The 18,568-nt window shown below is 73.8% G+C and carries 13 protein-coding genes; 7 read left to right on the top strand and 6 right to left on the bottom strand.

The features are described 5' to 3' along the window. The first annotated feature begins 28 nt into the window (after positions 1–28). Positions 29–793, top strand: a complete 765-nt coding sequence (locus ACZ6J5_RS12855) for an adenosylcobinamide-GDP ribazoletransferase (RefSeq protein WP_469390692.1) — start codon at positions 29–31, stop codon at positions 791–793. Positions 794–809: 16 nt separating this feature from the next. Here ACZ6J5_RS12855 and ACZ6J5_RS12850 read toward each other — a convergent pair whose 3' ends face one another. The 5 genes from ACZ6J5_RS12850 to ACZ6J5_RS12830 all read right to left on the bottom strand — a co-directional run bounded on the left by ACZ6J5_RS12850 (position 810) and on the right by ACZ6J5_RS12830 (position 7,406). Beyond that, on the bottom strand, positions 810–1,634 hold the full coding sequence (locus tag ACZ6J5_RS12850; protein ID WP_469390691.1) for an endo alpha-1,4 polygalactosaminidase: 825 nt from the start codon (positions 1,632–1,634) through the stop codon (positions 810–812). Beyond that, a complete protein-coding gene (locus tag ACZ6J5_RS12845) occupies positions 1,631–2,236 on the bottom strand; it encodes a spherulation-specific family 4 protein (protein WP_469391350.1) in 606 nt (201 codons plus the stop codon). Before ACZ6J5_RS12845 ends, ACZ6J5_RS12850 begins: the two co-directional genes overlap by 4 nt. 105 nt (positions 2,237–2,341) lie before the next feature. After that, positions 2,342–3,742 carry a hypothetical protein gene (locus ACZ6J5_RS12840; protein WP_469390689.1) on the bottom strand — a complete coding sequence of 467 codons (1,401 nt, stop codon included), beginning with the start codon at positions 3,740–3,742 and terminating at the stop codon, positions 2,342–2,344. Further along, the gene (pelF, locus tag ACZ6J5_RS12835) at positions 3,739–5,250 is read right to left on the bottom strand and encodes a GT4 family glycosyltransferase PelF (RefSeq protein ID WP_469390688.1); all 1,512 of its coding nucleotides are present in this window, start codon (positions 5,248–5,250) and stop codon (positions 3,739–3,741) included. Before pelF ends, ACZ6J5_RS12840 begins: the two co-directional genes overlap by 4 nt. A 32-nt stretch (positions 5,251–5,282) precedes the next feature. Beyond that, complete coding sequence (locus tag ACZ6J5_RS12830) at positions 5,283–7,406, bottom strand: hypothetical protein (RefSeq protein ID WP_469390686.1); 2,124 nt, start codon at positions 7,404–7,406, stop codon at positions 5,283–5,285. A gap of 304 nt (positions 7,407–7,710) precedes the next feature. On the opposite strand from ACZ6J5_RS12830, the gene ACZ6J5_RS12825 reads away from it, so the two are divergent. The 6 genes from ACZ6J5_RS12825 to ACZ6J5_RS12800 all read left to right on the top strand — a co-directional run bounded on the left by ACZ6J5_RS12825 (position 7,711) and on the right by ACZ6J5_RS12800 (position 17,603). Next, a complete protein-coding gene (locus tag ACZ6J5_RS12825) occupies positions 7,711–9,219 on the top strand; it encodes a leucyl aminopeptidase (protein ID WP_469390684.1) in 1,509 nt (502 codons plus the stop codon). A 312-nt stretch (positions 9,220–9,531) separates the two neighbouring features. Next, positions 9,532–10,920 (top strand): dihydrolipoyl dehydrogenase, encoded by a 1,389-nt coding sequence (gene lpdA, locus ACZ6J5_RS12820; protein ID WP_469390683.1) that lies wholly within the window; start codon positions 9,532–9,534, stop codon positions 10,918–10,920. A gap of 62 nt (positions 10,921–10,982) precedes the next feature. Further along, positions 10,983–12,758 carry a 2-oxoglutarate dehydrogenase, E2 component, dihydrolipoamide succinyltransferase gene (gene sucB / locus ACZ6J5_RS12815; RefSeq protein ID WP_469390681.1) on the top strand — a complete coding sequence of 592 codons (1,776 nt, stop codon included), beginning with the start codon at positions 10,983–10,985 and terminating at the stop codon, positions 12,756–12,758. Between the two features lie 122 nt (positions 12,759–12,880). Then, complete coding sequence (locus ACZ6J5_RS12810; protein ID WP_469390679.1) at positions 12,881–13,504, top strand: GntR family transcriptional regulator; 624 nt, start codon at positions 12,881–12,883, stop codon at positions 13,502–13,504. Between the two features lie 331 nt (positions 13,505–13,835). Further along, positions 13,836–16,550, top strand: a complete 2,715-nt coding sequence (gene aceE / locus ACZ6J5_RS12805) for a pyruvate dehydrogenase (acetyl-transferring), homodimeric type (RefSeq protein ID WP_469390677.1) — start codon at positions 13,836–13,838, stop codon at positions 16,548–16,550. Positions 16,551–16,628: 78 nt separating this feature from the next. Next, a complete protein-coding gene (locus tag ACZ6J5_RS12800) occupies positions 16,629–17,603 on the top strand; it encodes a helix-turn-helix transcriptional regulator (protein WP_469390675.1) in 975 nt (324 codons plus the stop codon). Positions 17,604–17,613: 10 nt separating this feature from the next. Here ACZ6J5_RS12800 and ACZ6J5_RS12795 read toward each other — a convergent pair whose 3' ends face one another. After that, positions 17,614–18,537 (bottom strand): SDR family oxidoreductase, encoded by a 924-nt coding sequence (locus tag ACZ6J5_RS12795; protein WP_469390673.1) that lies wholly within the window; start codon positions 18,535–18,537, stop codon positions 17,614–17,616. Positions 18,538–18,568 lie beyond the last annotated feature (31 nt).

The following is an 18,568-nucleotide window of genomic DNA, read 5'->3' as shown; positions in this document are numbered from 1 at the left end:
CCCGCCCCGTGGCACTACCCTTCCGCGGATGGACGGCCTGCGTTTCGCCTTCGGCACCCTCACGGTGCTCCCCGCCCGCATCACCCGCTGGGACCGCGACGCGGCCCGCGCCGGGATGCTCTGCGCCCCGCTCGCGGGCCTCGTCGTGGGCCTGTGCGCGGCCGGCGCCGGCGGGGTCCTGCTGCTGCTCGGCTCGGGCTCGCTGCTCGCCGCCGTCCTCACCGTCGCCGTCCCGGCCCTGATGACCCGCGGGCTGCACCTGGACGGGCTCGCCGACACCGCCGACGGCCTCGGCAGCGCCAAGCCCGCCGAGGACGCGCTGCGCATCATGAAGCAGTCCGACATCGGCCCGTTCGGCGTGATCGTGCTGCTCTTCGCCCTGCTCGCGCAGGTCGGGGCGGTGTACGAGCTGTACGGGCGGGGCTGGGCGCACGGCGCTGCCGGGGCCGTCCTCGCCGCCGCCGTCTCCCGGCTCGCCCTCACCCACGCCTCCCGGCGGGGCGTCCCGGCCGCCCGGCCCGAGGGGCTCGGCGCGATCGTCGCCTCGACCGTCCCGCTCCGCCCCGCCGCCCTGCTGACGCTGCTGGTCCTCGCGCTGTGCGCGGCGGCGGGCGCCCTGCTCTCCCCCGCCGACGCCCTGCGCCTCCCGCTCGCCGCGCTGGCCGGCCTGGCCGCCGCCGCGCTGCTGCTGCGGCGCTGCGTGCGGCGCTTCGGCGGGGTGACCGGGGACGTGTTCGGCGCGGTGGAGGAGACGGCGGCGACGGCGGCGCTGGTGGCGCTGACCTTCGGCTGACCAGCCGGGGGCACGGTCAGCAGGTCTGGCGCCACGCCCCCAGCTCGTAGCGCTTGCGCAGCGAGCTGAGGCCGAGGGCCCGGGTACGGGGGCAGAACTCCCGGGTCTCCCGCTCGTACTCGACGTGGAAGACCGCCTTGCCCGCCTTCACGAACGGGGCCAGCCGCTCGCACTCGGCGTACTCGGCGCACTGCTCGTTGACCGCGAAGTCGAAGTCGGCCAGCAGCTCGGGGATCTGGTCCAGGTCGTTCTTGAGGCCCACGGCCAGCCCCCGTTCGCGCGCGAGCCGGGCGATCAGGCGGTTGTAGCGGAGCTGGTCGGCGGCGGTCAGCGGGAAGCCGGTGGCGTTGCGGTAGCCGTCCATGTTGTCGGGCTCGACCGCGTCGAAGCCCTTGGCCCGGCACATGTCCAGGCGCGCCGCCATCAGCGGGGCCAGCAGGTCGGTGCGGCGGATGTCGAGCCAGCGCTCGCCCCGCCAGCCGTTGCCCTTGCCCAGCAGGGACTTCGGGAACGCCGCCGCGTCCGGGCGGAAGTCCTCCCAGGCGCCGGTGGAGAGGTAGCAGATCACCTTGCGGCCCCGGCGGTGCAGGTCGGCGACGGTGGCCGCCGGGTGGTCGAAGCCGTCGATGTCGTAGACCGGCACGTCCACCGACGGGTCGAGCCGCCCGCTGAGCTGCCACTGCCAGTCCAGTCCGGGCTCCGGCCGCCACCGCTCGCCGGGCACCGGCCGCCCCGTCGGCGAGTGCTCCGGGGCGGGCGCGGGGCCGGGCGCGGCGGTGCAGCCGGCCACCAGGAGCAGCAGGGCCAGCAAGGGCAGGGCCGGCGGCGCGAGGCGTCTCATCGGGCGGGCTCCAGGGTGTGCGGCAGGGTGCCCCAGGGGTGCGCGCCGGTGCCCGGCACCGCGCAGTGCACCGGGGTCGCCGGGCGGACGTCGGCCGGGGCCGCGTACACCAGGTGGCAGTAGTGGTCGGCGACCGGGAGGTCCAGGTCACGATAGGCGTCCCAGGGGCCCTCGAAGGTCACCAGGAGGTCGGCCAGGGCCTCGTAGCCGGGGGCGGGGTGGGCGCCGTGGTTGAGGACCAGGGTGCGCAGCCCGGCCGCCCGGGCGGCCACGGCGAGGCGCCGGTAGTGGGCCAGCGCCGCCGGTTCGGTCGGCACCTGGTCCAGGAAGGCGCCGTCCGCCGCGTACCAGTCGCGGTGCCGCACCAGGTCGGCGACCACCTCGGGGTGCGGGCGGCGCCCGTAGTCGGTGTCCGCGTAGCCGAGCACCCGCACCCCGGCGGCCCGGAGCCGGCCCGCCAGCTCGGCGAAGGCGGGGTCGGGCGCCCGGCCCGCGCCGCTGGCCGGGTTGAGGACGACCCCGTAGAGCGCGGGGGCCGCCGCCACGACGGCTGCCCAGTCCTCGGGGCGGTCGGCGGGGTGCTCGTAGAAGGGCACCAGCAGGGAAGGGCCCGACGGGCCGGCAGGGCCGGGCTGGCCGGGTGTGCTGGGTCCGCTGGGTGTGCTGGGTGTGCTGGGTGTGCTGGAGGAGAGAGTCACGGTTCGGCCCTAGAAGCGGTGGGAGGTCGGACGGACCAGCAGGAGGCAGGTGAGCACGCACAGCACGGCCGCCGCCGCGCCCGCCGCCGCGGGACCGGCGGCCGGCAGCAGGGTCTGGGCGGCCGCGGCGAGCAGGCAGACCGCCGCGGCGCCCGTCACGCCGCCGAAGGCCTGCATCAGCAGCCCCAGCCAGAGCACCGCGCCCACCAGGAGCAGCGCGCCGGTCCGGCCGGGGGAGACGGCCTCGGCACCGGGCCAGAGCACGGCGGCGGTGACGGTGAGGGCGGCCAGCACCAGGAGGTAGGCGCCCAGGCAGCGGGCGAGCATCCCGGTGACGGCGCGCCGGAACTCGTACGCGGTGGTCAGCAGCCGCAGCCGGGTCAGGCTCCAGTGGCGGAAGCGGTGCAGCAGCCACTCGGCGGGGCCCATGGACAGGGTGAGCGCGATGACCGCGTCGGCCCCCGCGTACAGCACGAGCAGCCCGCTGCCGAGGCCGAACAGGCCGTACGGGAGGGAGGCGGCGAGCGGCGGGCCGCCTCGGCCCCGGGCCGGGCGGGGCTCGCCGGGCGCGGGCCGCAGGGCCAGGGCCGCGCAGAGGGCCGTGGCGAGCAGCGAGCCGAGCAGCGGGAGGATCCGCAGGGCCTCGGGCAGCTCGTAGCGCAGGGCGGGGACGGCGACGGCGAGCGGCAGCAGCGCGCCCAGCAGGGCCCGTTCGCGGCCGAGGACGAGCAGGACGGTCGCGGCGGCCAGGTAGACCGCCTGGCCGGCGCCGAACAGGGCCGCCGTGGTCTCCCCCGGGCCGGCCGCCGCGACGGCGACGGCCGCTCCCGCGAGGGCGCCCGCCGGGGCGCCGGTGAGCAGGGTGCGGGCGGCGGCCCGCCGGTCGCCGAGGCCGAGCCAGGTGTAGGCGCGGTGGGAGAGCGCCTGGTTCCACACCCAGCCGGTGACGGCTCCGGCGAACAGCGGGACGGTGCCGGGCGGCAGCCCGTACCGGCCGGGTCCGCCGGCCAGCAGCGGGGCGCCGAGCACGTACGCGAGCCCGGGGAGGGCGAAGACGAGGCCGCGCAGCAGGCAGCCGGCGAGTCCGGTGTGCCAGGGGCCGGCGGGCGGGGCCTCGGGGGCGGGGTGGCGGCGGGCGGTGCGGGCGTAGAGGTCCTCGGCGAGGGCGAAGGAGTCGTCGCGGCCGTAGGTGAGCCGGATGTGCGTGTCGGTCATCCCGTCGGACTCCAGGATGGCCGCCAGCTCGTCGGGGTGGACGGCCGCGGCGGCCAGCTCGTCGAGCCGGCCGGCGAGCTCGTCCAGGGGGTCGGCGGCCGGTGCCGCGGGGTCCGGGCCGGCCGTGCGCTGGCGCGGGACGACCGGGAGGGTGTCCGCGCCGGCGCCGGGCCGCAGCCAGAGGGAGCCGCTCATGTCCGGGCACCTCCGAGGAGTTCGGCCCGCCACGGGTCGGTGAGGCGGGTGGTCCAGTCGGCGGGCGCGGCGGGCGGTTCGGGGGCCCGGCGGCCGGCGAGTTCGAGGTAGATGCGGCGGAAGCCGTCGACGGAGCGGTGCAGGGTGAAACGGTCCACCACCCGCTGGCGGGCGTCGCGGGCCAGCGCGGCGCGGCGGGCGTGGTCGCGGAGCAGTCCGGTGGTGGCGGCGGCCATCACGGCGGGTTCGCGGGGCGGGACGACCAGGCCGGTGTCCCCGACGGCCTCGCGGACTCCCCCGACGTCGGTGGAGACGGTGGCCCGGCCGCAGGACATGGCCTCGATGAGGGAGAAGGGGAAGCCCTCGCTGATCGAGGAGAGCATCACGACGTTCCCGGCCGCGTAGGCCCCGGCGACGTCGGAGGTGCGGCCCTCGAAGGCGACCCCGTCGGCGACGCCGAGTTCGGCGGCGAGCTTCTCCAGGCGGGTGCGGTAGTCCTCGTTGCCGGCCGGGACGGGGCCGAAGAGCCGCAGGCGGGTCTCGGGGAGTTCGGCGCGGACGATCGCGTACGCCCGGATCAGGGTCTCCAGGTCCTTGATGGGGTCGACCCGGCCGACCCAGCTGAGGGTGGGTGTCCCGGGTTCGGGGCCCGCCCAGGGGAAGGCCTCGGGGTCGACGCCGTTGTAGACGGTGCGGATGCGGTCGGCGGGGGCGCCGCCGCGCTCCTCCCAGCGCCGGTTGTACTGGTTGCAGGGGGTGATGAGGTCGGCCTGGCGGTAGCCCAGGGAGTTGAGCTCCCGGTAGAAGCCGAGCATGAGGGCCTTGACGGGCCAGCGCTGGGCCTCGGTGCGGTAGCCGAGGTAGCGCTCGCGGAGGTAGATGCCGTGTTCGGTCAGCAGGAAGGGCACCCCTTCGAAGTGCTGGGCGGCGAGCGCCGGCAGCGTGGCGAGACCGCTGGACACGGCGTGTGCCACGCGGTCGCCGGGTATCCGGGCGGCGAGCGGGCGCAGGGCGTGTTCGAGCAGGTCGGTGGCGGTGAGGGCGTCGTGGACGGTGGGCCGGGCCCCGGCCGTCGGCAGGTGGGGCATGGCCCAGATCCACATCAGGGAGCGCAGCACCCGCTCCGTGCGCAGGGCGGCGGTCAGGCGCCCCTCGCGGGCGAGCGCGGCGAGGGCGAGGAGGCTCTCGCCGAAGTCGCAGCCCGCGGTGGGGTCGAGGATCGCGAGCAGGAGGCGTTCGTAGGTGTCGAGGAAGCGCCGGCGGGCCGGGCCGCGGAGCGCCCCGCCCCGCTCCGGGGTGCCCCAGAGCGGGAAGGAGCGGTGCTCGGAGACGTTCGGCGGCAGCTCCCAGGTCACGGGTTCGCGGCCGCTGCCGGTGAGGGCGAGGATGCGGAAGTCGACTTCGGGCATCCCCCGGACGAGCTGGTCGCACCAGGTGCTGACGCCCCCGTGGACGTGCGGATAGGTGCCTTCGGTGAGCATGGTGACGTGACGGCCGCTGCTCGGCATGTGTGTGTCCCCCCAGACAGGCCCTGACGTGGTCAGGCGGTCGGCAGCTTGAGCGTGATCGAGGTCTGCAGCAGCTCGGGCGCGGTCCAGGCGGACCGGGTGCCCGCGTAGGCGGTGCCGAAGGCGGCGGTGCCGAGGAGGAGTTGCTTGCGGGTGCCCTCGGGCGCGGTGACCGGGACGGTGACTCCGGAGGGCGCCTTGACGGTGACGGTGGCGCCGATCCGGTAGGCGGTGACCTTGCCGTCGGCGAGGGCCCGCTCCCAGGCGGTGCGGCGCTCCAGCTCGGCGCCGGCCTCCTTCTGGCGGGGGTTCACCAGGGGCGTGTTCGCGGCGAACAGGGCGCGGTAGTCGGCGAGCACCTTGTCGAGGACCGGGTAGAGGATGCGCTCCTCGGCGAGGTTCGACTGGTGGACGTAGTGCGGGCGCGGGTCGTTGCCCAGGACGTGGGAGAGGGCGGTGCGGGCCTCCTGCGGCACGATGTGGTCCGCGTAGCCGGTGGCGGTGTCGAGCGGGGCGGGCAGGCAGGTGGAGGCCGGGTTGGACTCGCAGATCCCGCTGCCGCCGTCGGCGCGGGAGGTGTAGATCCAGTTGTACTCGTCGGCCATCTCGGCGGCGGTGCCCACGTTGTAGTACACGTTCATGGGGTGGCGGGGCACGGTCAGCGCGGCGAGCGCGCCGGTGCCGACGGAACGTTGCTGCGGCTCGCGCGAGTTGTCCCCGGCGATCCACTCGACGCCGTTGTCGGCGAGCGCGCCGGCCAGGTTGGGGTTGTCCGCGGGCTGCTGCGGGAGGGTCTTCAGGCCGGAGTGCTCGCCGGTGACCAGCTCCGTGCGGTCGACGGAGATCCCCTTGAGCAAGGCCCAGTTGAGGTTGTCGCGGATCTGCGCGGAGATCTCGGCGCGGCTCGTCCACTTCACCGCGCCGGTCGCCGGGTCCTTGGCGCACGTCCAGGGGACGGTGCCGGCGTCCTGCACACAGCCGAGGAAGGGGTGGGTGTAGGTGTGGTTGACCCAGCGGTACTGCGCGCGGTCGGCGATCAGCCGGGTGGCGAGCGGGTCGGTGCCGCCGTGCTCGGTCTTCCACTGCTCGCCCTGGCCGCCGTTGTAGACCAGGTCGAGCTGGAAGCCGGCGGCCTTCTGCCAGGCGGCGGCGTACTGGGCGTCGGCGGCGGTCATCCGGATCGGGTTCTCCGCCTCCCCGTCGCCCCCGGCGCAGTCGAGGTCGCCGGGGGTGCAGTCGCGCGCGCTGTCCCAGCGGGCGTCGGGGGCGAGCACGTCGTCGACGTGGACCGAGAGGTAGTTGCGCTCCTGGCCGAGGTGGACGCCCTGGGTGAGCCATTCGACGATGCCTCGGGCCAGCGCGCGGTACTGCCGCTGGTGGCTGTTGTACGCGAAGGTCACCACCAGCTCGCGGCGCCCGTCGTGGGCGTACTCGCCGATCAGGCTGGCCCGGCCGCCGCCCCCGACGGGCAGGTCGAGGAGGCTGGTGAAGCCGGTGCGGGGGCGGCCCGCGAAACCGTAGCTCTCGTCGACGGACGGGTCGTTGTCCTCGAACTCCACGGTCCCCCTGAGGTAGCCGAAGGGGCCCGCGAGGCCGGCCGGGGTGACGGCGGCGCGGGCGCCGTCGAGGACGCCGGAGTAGCCGCCGTCGGAGGTGTAGTCGAGCCCGACGCCGGGGTGCGCCCAGGTGTAGGCGTCGACCTGCGGGATGCCGAAGGTCTTCTCGTACGCGACGAGGGCGGTCCGCTCGGCGGAGCCGGGGCCGAAGACGGCCTCGTGCGGCAGGACGACGCCCTGGTACCTGGCGCGCGGGCGCCCGGTCGCGCTGTCGGAGGGGTCACTGAGGAAGGCGGCGTCGAGCACCGGCCGGTTCGGGTCGTTCAGGTCGAGCGTGCGGTAGGGCACGCCGGTGGAGCGCAGTTCGTCGGTGATCGCCGCGACGGCGGTGCCGCCGTCGTCGACGACGAGGACGGTGAGGTCGATCCGCGGGGCCGGGTCGGCGGCGGTGGCCTGCGCGGACGGCAGGACGGTGGCGAGCAGCGCGGCGGCGGCGAGGACCGCGAGGCGCCCGGAGAGGGGCGCGCGCGGGGCGCGGGCGGGGCGGCGCGCGTGGGGCGCGGAGGCGGTTCTGGGCGTACGGATTCGGCCGGAGTCCATCAGGTGCTGTCCCCCCTCGCAGGCCCGCCCGGTGGAGGGGGGACCTGTGAAGATGCTGCGGTGGAGACGGAGGCGAGCGCGTCGCCCCCGCGTGATTGAGGCGAGTGTGAACGAGCTCCGCGAGCTGACGGGGTAAACCCGAAAGAGACACCACGGACGAGTGAACCGCCGCCGCCGTGAGCGAACAGCGTGCGCGGGCGTAGGCTCGTTCTCGGCGCTCATCGGGCCGAAATACGATGCGGCGGGGCACGGTCGGCCCATCCCACGACCGCCAAGAACTCAATGGAAGCGAGATTTCACCACCGTGACTGCTCTCACTCTCAGCACCGCCGGAGCGGCGACGCTGCGTGCCGACGCCCTCGTGGTCGGCGTCGCGAAGGCCGGCAAGGCGCTTGTCGTCGCCCCCGGCGCCGAGGCCGTCGACCAGGCCTTCGACGGCGGGCTCGCCGCCGTCCTGGAGACCCTGGGCGCCTCCGGTGGCGAAGGTGAGGCGACCAAGCTGCCCGCCCCCGCCGGGGTGAAGGCCCCCGTCGTCCTGGCCGTCGGCCTGGGCGCGGCGCCGGAGGCGGACGAGGCCTACGCGGCCGAGACGCTCCGCCGGGCCGCGGGCACCGCCGCCCGTGTCCTGGCCGGCGCGAAGAAGGCCGCCTTCGCGCTGCCGATCTCCTCGCCCGAGGACGTCGCCGCCATCGCGGAGGGCGCGCTGCTCGGCGCGTACGCCTACACCGCCTACCAGGACGTCCCGAAGGACGCCAAGAAGCCGCTGGCCGAGGTCGCCCTGCTCGGCGCCAAGCCGCGTGACAAGGCGTACAAGGCCGCCGCGGAGCGCGCCCAGATCGTCGCCGAGGAGATGAACCGCTCCCGCGACCTGATCAACCAGCCGCCGAACGACCTGCACCCGGTCGCCTTCGCCGCCGCCGCCCAGGCCGCCGGCAAGGAGTACGGCCTCAAGGTCCAGGTGCTCGACGAGAAGGCGCTCGCCAAGGGCGGCTACGGCGGCATCCTGGGCGTCGGCGCCGGTTCGGTGAACCCGCCGCGCCTGGTCCGCATCGCCTACACCCACCCGAAGGCGGAGCAGACCCTGGCCCTGGTCGGCAAGGGCATCACCTACGACTCGGGCGGCATCTCGCTCAAGCCGGCCGGCCACAACGAGACGATGAAGTGCGACATGAGCGGCGCCGCCGCCGTGTTCTCGACCGTCGTCGCCGCGGCCCGCCTCGGCCTGGCCGTCAACGTCACCGGCTGGCTGGCGCTGGCGGAGAACATGCCGTCGGGCTCGGCCACCCGCCCCGGCGACGTGCTGCGCATGTACAGCGGCAAGACCGTCGAGGTCCTCAACACGGACGCCGAGGGCCGCCTGGTCCTGGCCGACGCGCTGACCAAGGCCTCGGAGGAGCACCCGGACGCGATCATCGACGTGGCCACCCTGACCGGCGCCATGGTGCTGGCCCTGGGCGACCGCACCTTCGGCATCATGGCCAACGACGACGACTACCGGACGGCGATCCACGAGACCGCCGAGGAGGTCGGCGAGCAGTCCTGGCCGATGCCGCTCCCGGCGGACCTGCGCAAGTCGATGGACTCCCCCACCGCCGACATCGCCAACATGGGCGTCCGGATGGGCGGCGGCCTGGTCGCCGGCCTGTTCCTCCAGGAGTTCGTGGGCGAGGGCATCGCCTGGGCCCACCTGGACATCGCGGGCCCGGCCTTCCACGAGGGCGCCCCGTACGGCTACACCCCGAAGGGCGGCACCGGCTCCTCGGTGCGCACCCTGGTGCGGCTGGCCGAGCGCCACGCGGAGGGCGAGCTCTGACCGGCTCGCGGGCGGGCCGCTGAGCCCGCGGCGAAGGCCCCGGGACCCCTGTGCCCGGGGCCTTCGCCCGTTTCGGGCCTGTTCGCCCGCGACGAAATCCGTGGCTTCGTACGCGCGTATTACCCGGCCGTACGGACGATCGGCCGGTCTCATCCACCGGCCCCGCGTCCCGTCGTCCGTCAACAAGTGCGAAGATGGGTTCTCGGCAGGACAGGGCCCCCACCACAGGGCCGACGAAAAGCGGCCGGACACCGGAGCCGCCGCCCGGTCACCGAAGACCGGCGACGAGCGCACATGCATGGAGGACGTGACGTGGCGAACGACGCCAGCACCGTTTTCGACCTAGTGATCCTCGGCGGCGGTAGCGGCGGTTACGCCGCGGCGCTGCGCGGAGCGCAGCTGGGCCTGGACGTCGCACTGATCGAGAAGAACAAGCTCGGCGGCACCTGCCTGCACAACGGCTGCATCCCGACGAAGGCCCTGCTCCACGCCGGCGAGGTCGCCGACCAGGCGCGCGAGGCGGAGCAGTTCGGTGTCAAGGCCTCTTTCGAGGGCATCGACATCAAGGCCGTGCACAAGTACAAGGACGACGTGATCTCGGGCCTGTACAAGGGCCTGCAGGGTCTGGTCGCCTCCCGCAAGGTGACGTACATCGAGGGCACCGGCCGCCTGTCCTCGCCGACCTCGGTCGACGTCGACGGCCGCCGCGTCGAGGGCCGTCACGTCCTGCTGGCCACCGGCTCCGTGCCGAAGTCCCTGCCGGGCCTGGAGATCGACGGCAACCGGATCATCTCCTCGGACCACGCGCTGACCCTGGACCGGGTCCCGGAGTCCGCGATCATCCTGGGCGGCGGCGTCATCGGCGTCGAGTTCGCCTCGGCGTGGAAGTCCTTCGGCACCGACGTCACCGTCATCGAGGGCCTGAAGCACCTGGTCCCGGTCGAGGACGAGAACAGCTCGAAGCTGCTGGAGCGGGCCTTCCGCAAGCGCGGCATCAAGTTCAACCTCGGCACCTTCTTCCAGTCGGCCGAGTACACCGAGACCGGCGTCAAGGTCACCCTGGCCGACGGCAAGACCTTCGAGGCCGAGGTGCTGCTGGTCGCCATCGGCCGCGGCCCGGTCTCGGCCGGTCTGGGCTACGAGGAGCAGGGCGTCGCGATGGACCGCGGCTACGTGCTCGTCGACGAGTACATGCGCACCAACGTGCCCACGGTCTCCGCGGTCGGCGACCTGGTCCCGACCCTCCAGCTCGCGCACGTCGGCTTCGCCGAGGGCATCCTGGTGGCGGAGCGGCTGGCCGGTCTGAAGACCGTCCCGATCGACTACGACGGTGTCCCCCGGGTGACGTACTGCCACCCCGAGGTCGCCTCCGTCGGCATCACCGAGGCCAAGGCCAAGGAGATCTACGGCGCGGACAAGGTCGTCGCCCTCAAGTACAACCTCGCGGGCAACGGCAAGAGCAAGATCCTCAAGACCGCGGGCGAGATCAAGCTCGTCCAGGTCAAGGACGGTGCCGTGGTCGGCGTCCACATGGTCGGTGACCGCATGGGCGAGCAGGTCGGCGAGGCGCAGCTGATCTACAACTGGGAGGCGCTGCCGGCCGAGGTCGCGCAGCTCATCCACGCCCACCCGACGCAGAACGAGGCCCTCGGCGAGGCCCACCTGGCCCTGGCCGGCAAGCCTCTCCACTCCCACGACTGACGCTCACGTCACTCAGGGCGCGACGACCACTTCCCGCACATTCGATAGGAGCAACCGAAACCATGTCGGTTTCCGTAACCCTGCCGGCGCTCGGCGAGAGCGTCACCGAGGGCACCGTCACCCGCTGGCTCAAGGCCGAGGGCGAGCGCGTCGAGGCTGACGAGCCGCTGCTCGAGGTCTCGACCGACAAGGTCGACACCGAGATCCCCGCCCCCGCCTCGGGCATCCTGGCCTCCATCAAGGTCGCCGAGGACGAGACGGTCGAGGTCGGCGCCGAGCTGGCCATCATCGACGACGGCACCGGCGCCCCCGCCGCTGCCCCGGCCCCGGCCCCGGCCGCCGAGCCGGTCGCCGCCCCGGCGCCGGCCGCCCCGGCCCCGGTCGCCGAGGCCCCCGCCGCCGCTCCGGCCCCCGTGGCCGAGGCCCCGGCCGCCGCCCCCGCCGGTGCCGCTCAGGGCACCGACGTCGTGCTGCCCGCGCTGGGCGAGTCCGTCACCGAGGGCACCGTCACCCGCTGGCTGAAGTCGGTCGGCGAGACCGTCGAGGCCGACGAGCCGCTGCTCGAGGTCTCCACGGACAAGGTCGACACCGAGATCCCGGCGCCCGCCTCCGGCGTGCTCCTGGAGATCGTGGTCGGCGAGGACGAGACCGCCGAGGTCGGCGCCAAGCTGGCCGTCATCGGCGCCGCCGGTGCCGCGCCCGCCGCCGCTCCGGCTCCGGCCGCCCCGGCCCCCGCCGCCGCCCCGGCTCCGGTGGCTCCGGCCGCTCCGGCTCCGGCGCCCGCCCCGGTGGCCCCGGCCGCCCCGGTCGCCGCCCCGGCCCCGGTCGCGCCCGCCGCCCCGGTGGCCGCTCCGGCCCCGGTCGCCCCGGCCGCGCCCGCCCCCGTCGCCGCCGCGCAGCCGGCCGACGACGGCGCCTACGTGACCCCGCTGGTCCGCAAGCTCGCCACCGAGAACGGTGTCGACCTGACGGCCGTCAAGGGCTCGGGCGTCGGCGGTCGCATCCGCAAGCAGGACGTCCTCGCCGCCGCCGAGGCCAAGAAGGCCGCCCCGGCCCAGGCCGCCGCTCCGGCTCCGGCCGCCGCCGCGCCCAAGGCCCCGGCCCTGGAGGTCTCCCCGCTGCGCGGTCAGACCGTCAAGATGACCCGCATGCGCAAGGTCATCGGCGACAACATGATGAAGGCGCTGCACGGCCAGGCCCAGCTGTCCTCGGTCGTCGAGGTCGACATCACCAAGCTGATGAAGCTGCGCGGCCGCGCGAAGGACGCCTTCGCCGCCCGTGAGGGCGTCAAGCTCTCCCCGATGCCGTTCTTCGTGAAGGCGGCGGCCCAGGCGCTGAAGGCCCACCCGGTCATCAACGCCCGGATCAACGAGGACGAGGGCACCATCACCTACTTCGACTCCGAGAACATCGGGATCGCGGTGGACTCCGAGAAGGGCCTGATGACCCCGGTCATCAAGGGTGCGGGCGACCTGAACATCGCCGGCATCTCCAAGGCCACCGCCGAGCTGGCCGGCAAGGTCCGCGGCAACAAGATCACGCCGGACGAGCTCGCCGGCGCGACCTTCACCATCAGCAACACCGGCTCGCGCGGTGCGCTGTTCGACACGATCATCGTGCCGCCGAACCAGGTCGCCATCCTGGGCATCGGTGCCACGGTCAAGCGTCCGGCCGTCATCGAGACCGCCGAGGGCACCGTCATCGGCGTCCGCGACATGACCTACCTGACGCTCTCCTACGACCACCGTCTGGTGGACGGCGCCGACGCCGCCCGCTACCTGACGGCCGTCAAGGCGATCCTGGAGGCCGGCGAGTTCGAGGTGGACCTCGGCCTGTAAGGCGCGCTGCCGGAAGGCAACGTAACAAGCCTCACCTGCGGTGTCCCCGTCCGGATGTGTTTCCGGGCGGGGACACCGTCGTATTGTTCTCAGGGTCAATGACTCCCTAAGGAGCGGCTTCCATGACCATGCCCGTCGTCCATTCGCTGCGCGAGCAGATCCGCGAGCACATCGTGGAGGGCATCGTCAGCGGGCGCTGGAAGCCGGGCGAGCGGATCGTGGAGCGCCGGATCGCCACCGAGCTGGAGGTCTCGCAGACCCCGGTGCGCGAGGCGCTGCGCGAGCTGGAATCGCTGCGGCTGATCGAGTCGGCGCCGAACAAGGGCGTCCGGGTGCGCAGCCTGACCGCGGCCGACCTGGAGGAGAGCTACCCGGTCCGGGCCGGTCTGGAGCAGATCGCGGCGGAGCTGGCGGCGGGCCGGCTGGCGGCCGACTGCTCGACCCTGGAGCCGCACGTGGCGGCGCTGTACGAGGCGGACGCCGCCGCGGACGGCACGGCGCAGGTGCGGCACACGGTGGCCTTCCACCGGGAGCTGGTGAAGGCGGCGGGCAACAGCGTGCTGCTGCACACCTGGGAGGGTCTGGGCATCGAGGTCTTCACGGCGCTGTCGATCCGCTGGCTGGGCACGGTGCAGAAGTCGTACGCGGAGGAGCACCAGGAGCTCGTGGAGGCCTTCCGCAGGGGCGATCCGCACATCGGCGCGCTGGTGAAGGCGCACGTCCTCGGCTGCGCGCCGAGGGCGTGATTCCGGCCACGCGCCCACCCCGTATTCCTTGATCTTTTCTTGATCGTTTCTTGAGCGGGTCCGTTTCGAACGGACCCGCTCATTCGTGCGTACGGGGCCTCAATCGCTGCTCCACCTGCGGAAATCCTTCGAAAACTAGGCACCGGGTGCCCTTTTTCGCGGCACCCTGTGCCGACTTTGGCGCTCCAGGCAAGTTTTTCCCTTCAACACTTTGATCGATCATCGATCGTCGGCTTACAGTCTTCGGCGGGCCGTACCCCGGCCCCTCGCCCTGTCCTGCCAGACACGGCTTCTTTTTTCTGCACCCCCTCCTGTCCGGAAGGCGGCGATCATGACCGATCCCGTAGGCAAGATTCCGAGCGAGCTCGACCAGCTCCCGGACCGTGACACCGAGGAGACCGCCGAGTGGGCGGCCTCCCTGGACGCCGTCACCAAGGCCGCCGGTCCGCACCGGGCCGCCTACCTGATGCGCCGCACGCTCCAGCACGCCGAGGGCGCGGGCCTGGCCCTGCCCAAGCTGCTGGAGACGGACTACGTCAACACCATCCCCACCTCCGCCGAGCCCTCGGTCACCGAGACCGGCGGCGACGAGGAGCTGGAGCGGAAGATCACCGCCTGGAACCGCTGGAACGCGGCGGCGATGGTCACCCGGGGCTCCAAGCACGGCGTCGGCGGCCACATCGCCACCTTCGCCTCCGCGGCCTGGCTCTACGAGACCGGCTTCAACCACTTCTTCAAGGGCAAGGAGTCGGGCGCCGCCGAGGGCTCCGGCGACCAGCTCTACATCCAGGGCCACGCCTCCCCCGGCATCTACGCCCGCGCCTTCCTCGACGGGCGGCTGGACGAGGCCCACCTCGACAACTTCCGGCAGGAGTCCGGCGGCAACGGCCTGCCCTCCTACCCGCACCCGCGCCGGCTGCCCTGGCTGTGGGAGTTCCCCACCGTCTCCATGGGCCTCGGCCCGCTCTCCGCGATCTACCAGGCGCGCTTCAACCGCTACCTGACCAACCGCTCCATCAAGGACGTCTCCGCCTCGCACGTGTGGGCGTTCCTCGGTGACGGCGAGATGGACGAGCCGGAGTCGACCGCCGCCCTGGCGCTCGCCGCCCGCGAGGGCCTGGACAACCTGACCTTCGTCATCAACTGCAACCTGCAGCGCCTCGACGGTCCGGTCCGCGCCAACTTCAAGATCGTGCAGGAGCTGGAGGCCCAGTTCCGCGGCGCCGGCTGGAACGTCGTCAAGACCCTGTGGGGCAACGCCTGGGACGAGCTGTTCGCGCTCGACACCACCGGCGCCCTGGTCCGCCGCCTCCGCGAGGTGCCGGACGCGCAGGTCCAGACGTACCAGACCCGCGACGCCGCCTACATCCGCCAGGACTTCTTCGGCAAGGAGCCGGCCCTCGTCGAAATGGCGAAGCTGCTCTCGGACGACAAGATCCTGGAGTGCTTCCACCTCTCCCGAGGCGGCCACGAGCCGCGCAAGGTCTACGCCGCCTACAAGGCCGCCCTGGAGTTCAAGGGCGCGCCGACGGTCATCCTGGCGCAGACCGTCAAGGGCTTCACCCTCGGTGAGGGCTTCGCGTCGAAGAACGCGAACCACCAGATGAAGAAGCTCACCACCGACGAGTTCAAGAACATGCGCGACCTCCTCGAACTGCCGATCTCGGACGCGCAGTTCGTCGACGGCCAGGTGCCCTACGGTCACCCGGGCGCCGACTCCCCCGAGGTCCGCTACCTCCAGGAGCGCCGCGCGGCCCTCGGCGGCCCCGCCCCGGCCCGCCGCGTGCACCCGCTCGCGCCGCTGCCGGCCCCGGCCGAGAAGACCTTCGCCGCCTTCGACAAGGGCTCCGGCTCGCAGTCGATCGCGACCACGATGGCCTTCGTGCGCCTGGTCAAGGACCTGGTCCGCGACAAGGAGACCGGCAAGCGCTGGGTCCCGATCGTCCCGGACGAGGCCCGCACCTTCGGCATGGAGTCGCTGTTCCCCTCGCTCGGCATCTACTCGCCGAAGGGCCAGACGTACGAGCCGGTCGACCGCGACCAGCTGATGTACTACAAGGAGGCCGTCAACGGCCAGATCCTGAACGAGGGCATCACCGAGGCCGGCTCGATGGCCGACTTCATCGCCGCCTCCACGTCGTACGCGACGCACGGCGAGGCGATGATCCCGTTCTACATCTTCTACTCGATGTTCGGCTGGCAGCGGACCGCCGACCAGATGTGGCAGCTCGGCGACCAGCTCGGCCGAGGCTTCCTCGTCGGCGCGACGGCCGGCCGCACCACGCTGACCGGTGAGGGCCTCCAGCACGCCGACGGCCACTCCCCGGTGATCGCGGCCACCAACCCGGCGGCGCTCACCTACGACCCGGCGTTCGCCTACGAGGTCGCGGCCATCGTCAAGGAGGGCCTGCGCCGCATGTACGGCGAGGCGGCCGAGGGCGAGGACCAGAACGTCTTCTACTACCTCACCGTCTACAACGAGCCGATGCCGCAGCCGGCCAAGCCGGCGGGCGTCGACGAGGGCATCGTCAAGGGCCTGTACCGCTTCAACACGGCCGAGTCTGCGGGCCTGGAGCTCCCGGCGAACGCCGCGCGCATCCAGCTCCTCTCCTCCGGCACTGCCATCCACTGGGCGCTGGAGGCGCAGCGGCTGCTCGCCGCCGAGTGGGGCGTGGCCGCCGACGTGTGGTCCGCCACCTCCTGGACCGAGCTGCGCCGCGACGCGCTGGAGGCCGACGCGGCCCTGCTGCGCGGCGAGGAGCGGGTGCCGTACGTCCGCCAGGCCCTGGAGGGCGTGGACTCCCCGGTCCTCGCCGTCTCGGACTACATGCGCCAGGTCCCGGACCAGATCGCGCAGTGGGTCGAGCAGGACTGGTCCTCGCTGGGCGCCGACGGCTTCGGCCTCTCGGACACCCGCGCCGCCGCCCGCCGCCACTTCGGCATCGACGCCCAGTCGATCGTCGTCGCCGCGCTCGCCCAGCTCGCCCGCAAGGGGCAGGTCCAGGCGACGTCGGTGAAGGAGGCGCGGGAGCGCTACGGCCTGTAAGGGCCCCGGCGGTCACCGGCCCCCGGCCGGTGGAGGCCGCTTGATCCACCCGAGGCGGGCGGCGCGCATGATGGAGTCATGCGCGCCGCCCGCCTCATCAAGTTGGTGCTCCTGCTCCAGTCCCGGCCGTCCATGACGGCCGCCGAACTCGCCGCCGAGCTGGAGGTGTCGGAGCGCACCATCACCCGGGACGCCCTCGCCCTCTCGGAGGCGGGGGTGCCGGTCTACGCCGACCGGGGCCGGGCCGGCGGCTACCGGCTGGTCGGCGGCTACCGGACCCGGCTCACCGGGCTCGCGCGCGGCGAGGCCGAGGCGCTGTTCCTGTCGGGGCTGCCCGAGGCGCTGCGGGACCTGGGGCTCGCGGACGCGGCCTCGGCGGCGCGCCTGAAGGTGGCGGCGGCGCTGACGCCCTCGGTGCGGGACGCGCCGGAGGCGGTCGGGCGGCGCTTCCACCTGGACGCGCCCGCCTGGTACCAGGACCCCCAGACGCCCGCGCTGCTCGCGCCGCTCGCGGAGGCGGTCTGGGACGACCGGCCGGTGCGGGCCCGCTACCGGCGGGGCGACGGCGAGGTGGAGCGCGCGCTCCAGCCGTACGGTCTCGTCCTGAAGGCGGGCGTCTGGTACGTGTGCGCCCGGCCGGCGGACGGCGGCTCCTTCCGCACCTACCGGGTGGACCGGTTCACCGAGGTGGTGGCGGCGGACGGGCGCTTCGAGCGGGACGCGGGCTTCGACCTGGCGGCGTTCTGGACCGAGCGGTCCGCCGAGTTCGCCCGCTCCCTGCTGCGCGCGGAGGCGGTGGTGCGGCTGAGCCCCGAGGGGGCGCGGCGGCTGCCGCACGTGACGGACCGGGCGGCGGCCGAGGAGGCGCTGGCGGCGGGGACCCCGGACGCGGCCGGCCGGGTCACCGTGACGCTGCCGGTGGAGAGCGAGGACGTGGCCTTCGGGCAGCTGCTGGGCCTGGGCGCGGAGGCGGAGGTGCTGTCCCCCGCCTCCCTGCGCGCCCGCTTCGCGGCGGCCGCCCGCGCGCTGGCCGGGGTGTACGGGCCGTCCTGACGGCGGTCCCCTAGCGGTAGTCCTCCACCCGGGCGTCCGGGTCGGTCTCCTTGGCGACGATGAAGCCCCAGGAGTCGGGCCGGGAGCCGTCGGCGTCGGTGAAGCCGTACTCCTTCGCGAGCTGTCCGCTGTCGGCCGAGCGCCCGTTCCAGCGCGCCCGGCCGGGGTCGGCGGCGAGGGCGGCGACGGCCCGGCCGACGTAGACCGGGGACTCGGAGACGCCGAAGTCGGGGAGGTCCTTCACGGCGTCGCGCCAGTTCTCCTCGGTGACGCCGAAGTGGGCGAGCATCTGCTCGGAGCGGAGCCAGCCGGGGCTGACGCAGACGGCGGTGCCGCCGTGCTCCTTCAACTCCTCGCCGAGGCCGAAGGCCATCCGGATCGGGGCGTTCTTGGCGAGGTCGTAGAAGAGGTTCTCGCGGTAGCGGGTGCCGTTGTAGGCGGCGGTGCCGTCGGTGACCTCGACGACGAGCCCGCCGGGGGCGCGGATCAGCAGCGGGAGCGCGGTGTGGGAGGTGATGGCGTGCGTCTTCACGCCGAGTTCCAGCATCCGCAGCCCGCTGTCGAGGTCGTACTCCCAGCTCTTCGTCCCGAAGGTGAGGAGGTGCTCGCCGCCCCAGACGTCGTTGACGAGGATGTCGAGCCGGCCCTGTTCGCGGTCGATCCGCTCGATCAGGGCGCGGACCTGCTCCGGGTCGAGGTGGTCGGTGGGGACGGCGACGCCGGTGCCGCCGGCGGCGGTGACGAGTTCGGCGGTCTCCTCGATGGTCTCGGTGGCGCGGCCGACCTCGCTGACCTTGTCGCGGGTGGTGCGGCCGGTGACGTAGACGGTGGCGCCGGCGGTGCCGAGCTGGACGGCGATGGCCCGCCCGGCGCCTCGGGTGGCGCCGGCGACGAGGGCGATCCGGCCGGTGAGGGGCTGCGTTTCGGTGGTCATGGAACGACCCTGTCAGCTAATCCCGACATCT

This window comes from Streptomyces sp. NPDC042100 (genome assembly GCF_055582325.1).
The sequence above is the reverse complement of the archived record's forward strand: the minus strand, read 5'-3'. Positions and strand labels throughout refer to the sequence as shown.

What these genes read in the sequence shown, in the direction of transcription:
- ACZ6J5_RS12855 (WP_469390692.1), top strand. Translation starts at nt 29, where the DNA reads ATGGACGGCCTGCGTTTCGCCTTCGGCACCCTCACGGTGCTCCCCGCC.
- ACZ6J5_RS12840 (WP_469390689.1), bottom strand. Translation starts at nt 3,742, where the DNA reads ATGAGCGGCTCCCTCTGGCTGCGGCCCGGCGCCGGCGCGGACACCCTC.
- ACZ6J5_RS12810 (WP_469390679.1), top strand. Translation starts at nt 12,881, where the DNA reads ATGACCATGCCCGTCGTCCATTCGCTGCGCGAGCAGATCCGCGAGCAC.
- ACZ6J5_RS12795 (WP_469390673.1), bottom strand. Translation starts at nt 18,537, where the DNA reads ATGACCACCGAAACGCAGCCCCTCACCGGCCGGATCGCCCTCGTCGCC.
- ACZ6J5_RS12830 (WP_469390686.1), bottom strand. Translation starts at nt 7,406, where the DNA reads ATGGACTCCGGCCGAATCCGTACGCCCAGAACCGCCTCCGCGCCCCAC.
- pelF (WP_469390688.1), bottom strand. Translation starts at nt 5,250, where the DNA reads ATGCCGAGCAGCGGCCGTCACGTCACCATGCTCACCGAAGGCACCTAT.
- ACZ6J5_RS12850 (WP_469390691.1), bottom strand. Translation starts at nt 1,634, where the DNA reads ATGAGACGCCTCGCGCCGCCGGCCCTGCCCTTGCTGGCCCTGCTGCTC.
- ACZ6J5_RS12800 (WP_469390675.1), top strand. Translation starts at nt 16,629, where the DNA reads ATGCGCGCCGCCCGCCTCATCAAGTTGGTGCTCCTGCTCCAGTCCCGG.
- sucB (WP_469390681.1), top strand. Translation starts at nt 10,983, where the DNA reads ATGTCGGTTTCCGTAACCCTGCCGGCGCTCGGCGAGAGCGTCACCGAG.
- aceE (WP_469390677.1), top strand. Translation starts at nt 13,836, where the DNA reads ATGACCGATCCCGTAGGCAAGATTCCGAGCGAGCTCGACCAGCTCCCG.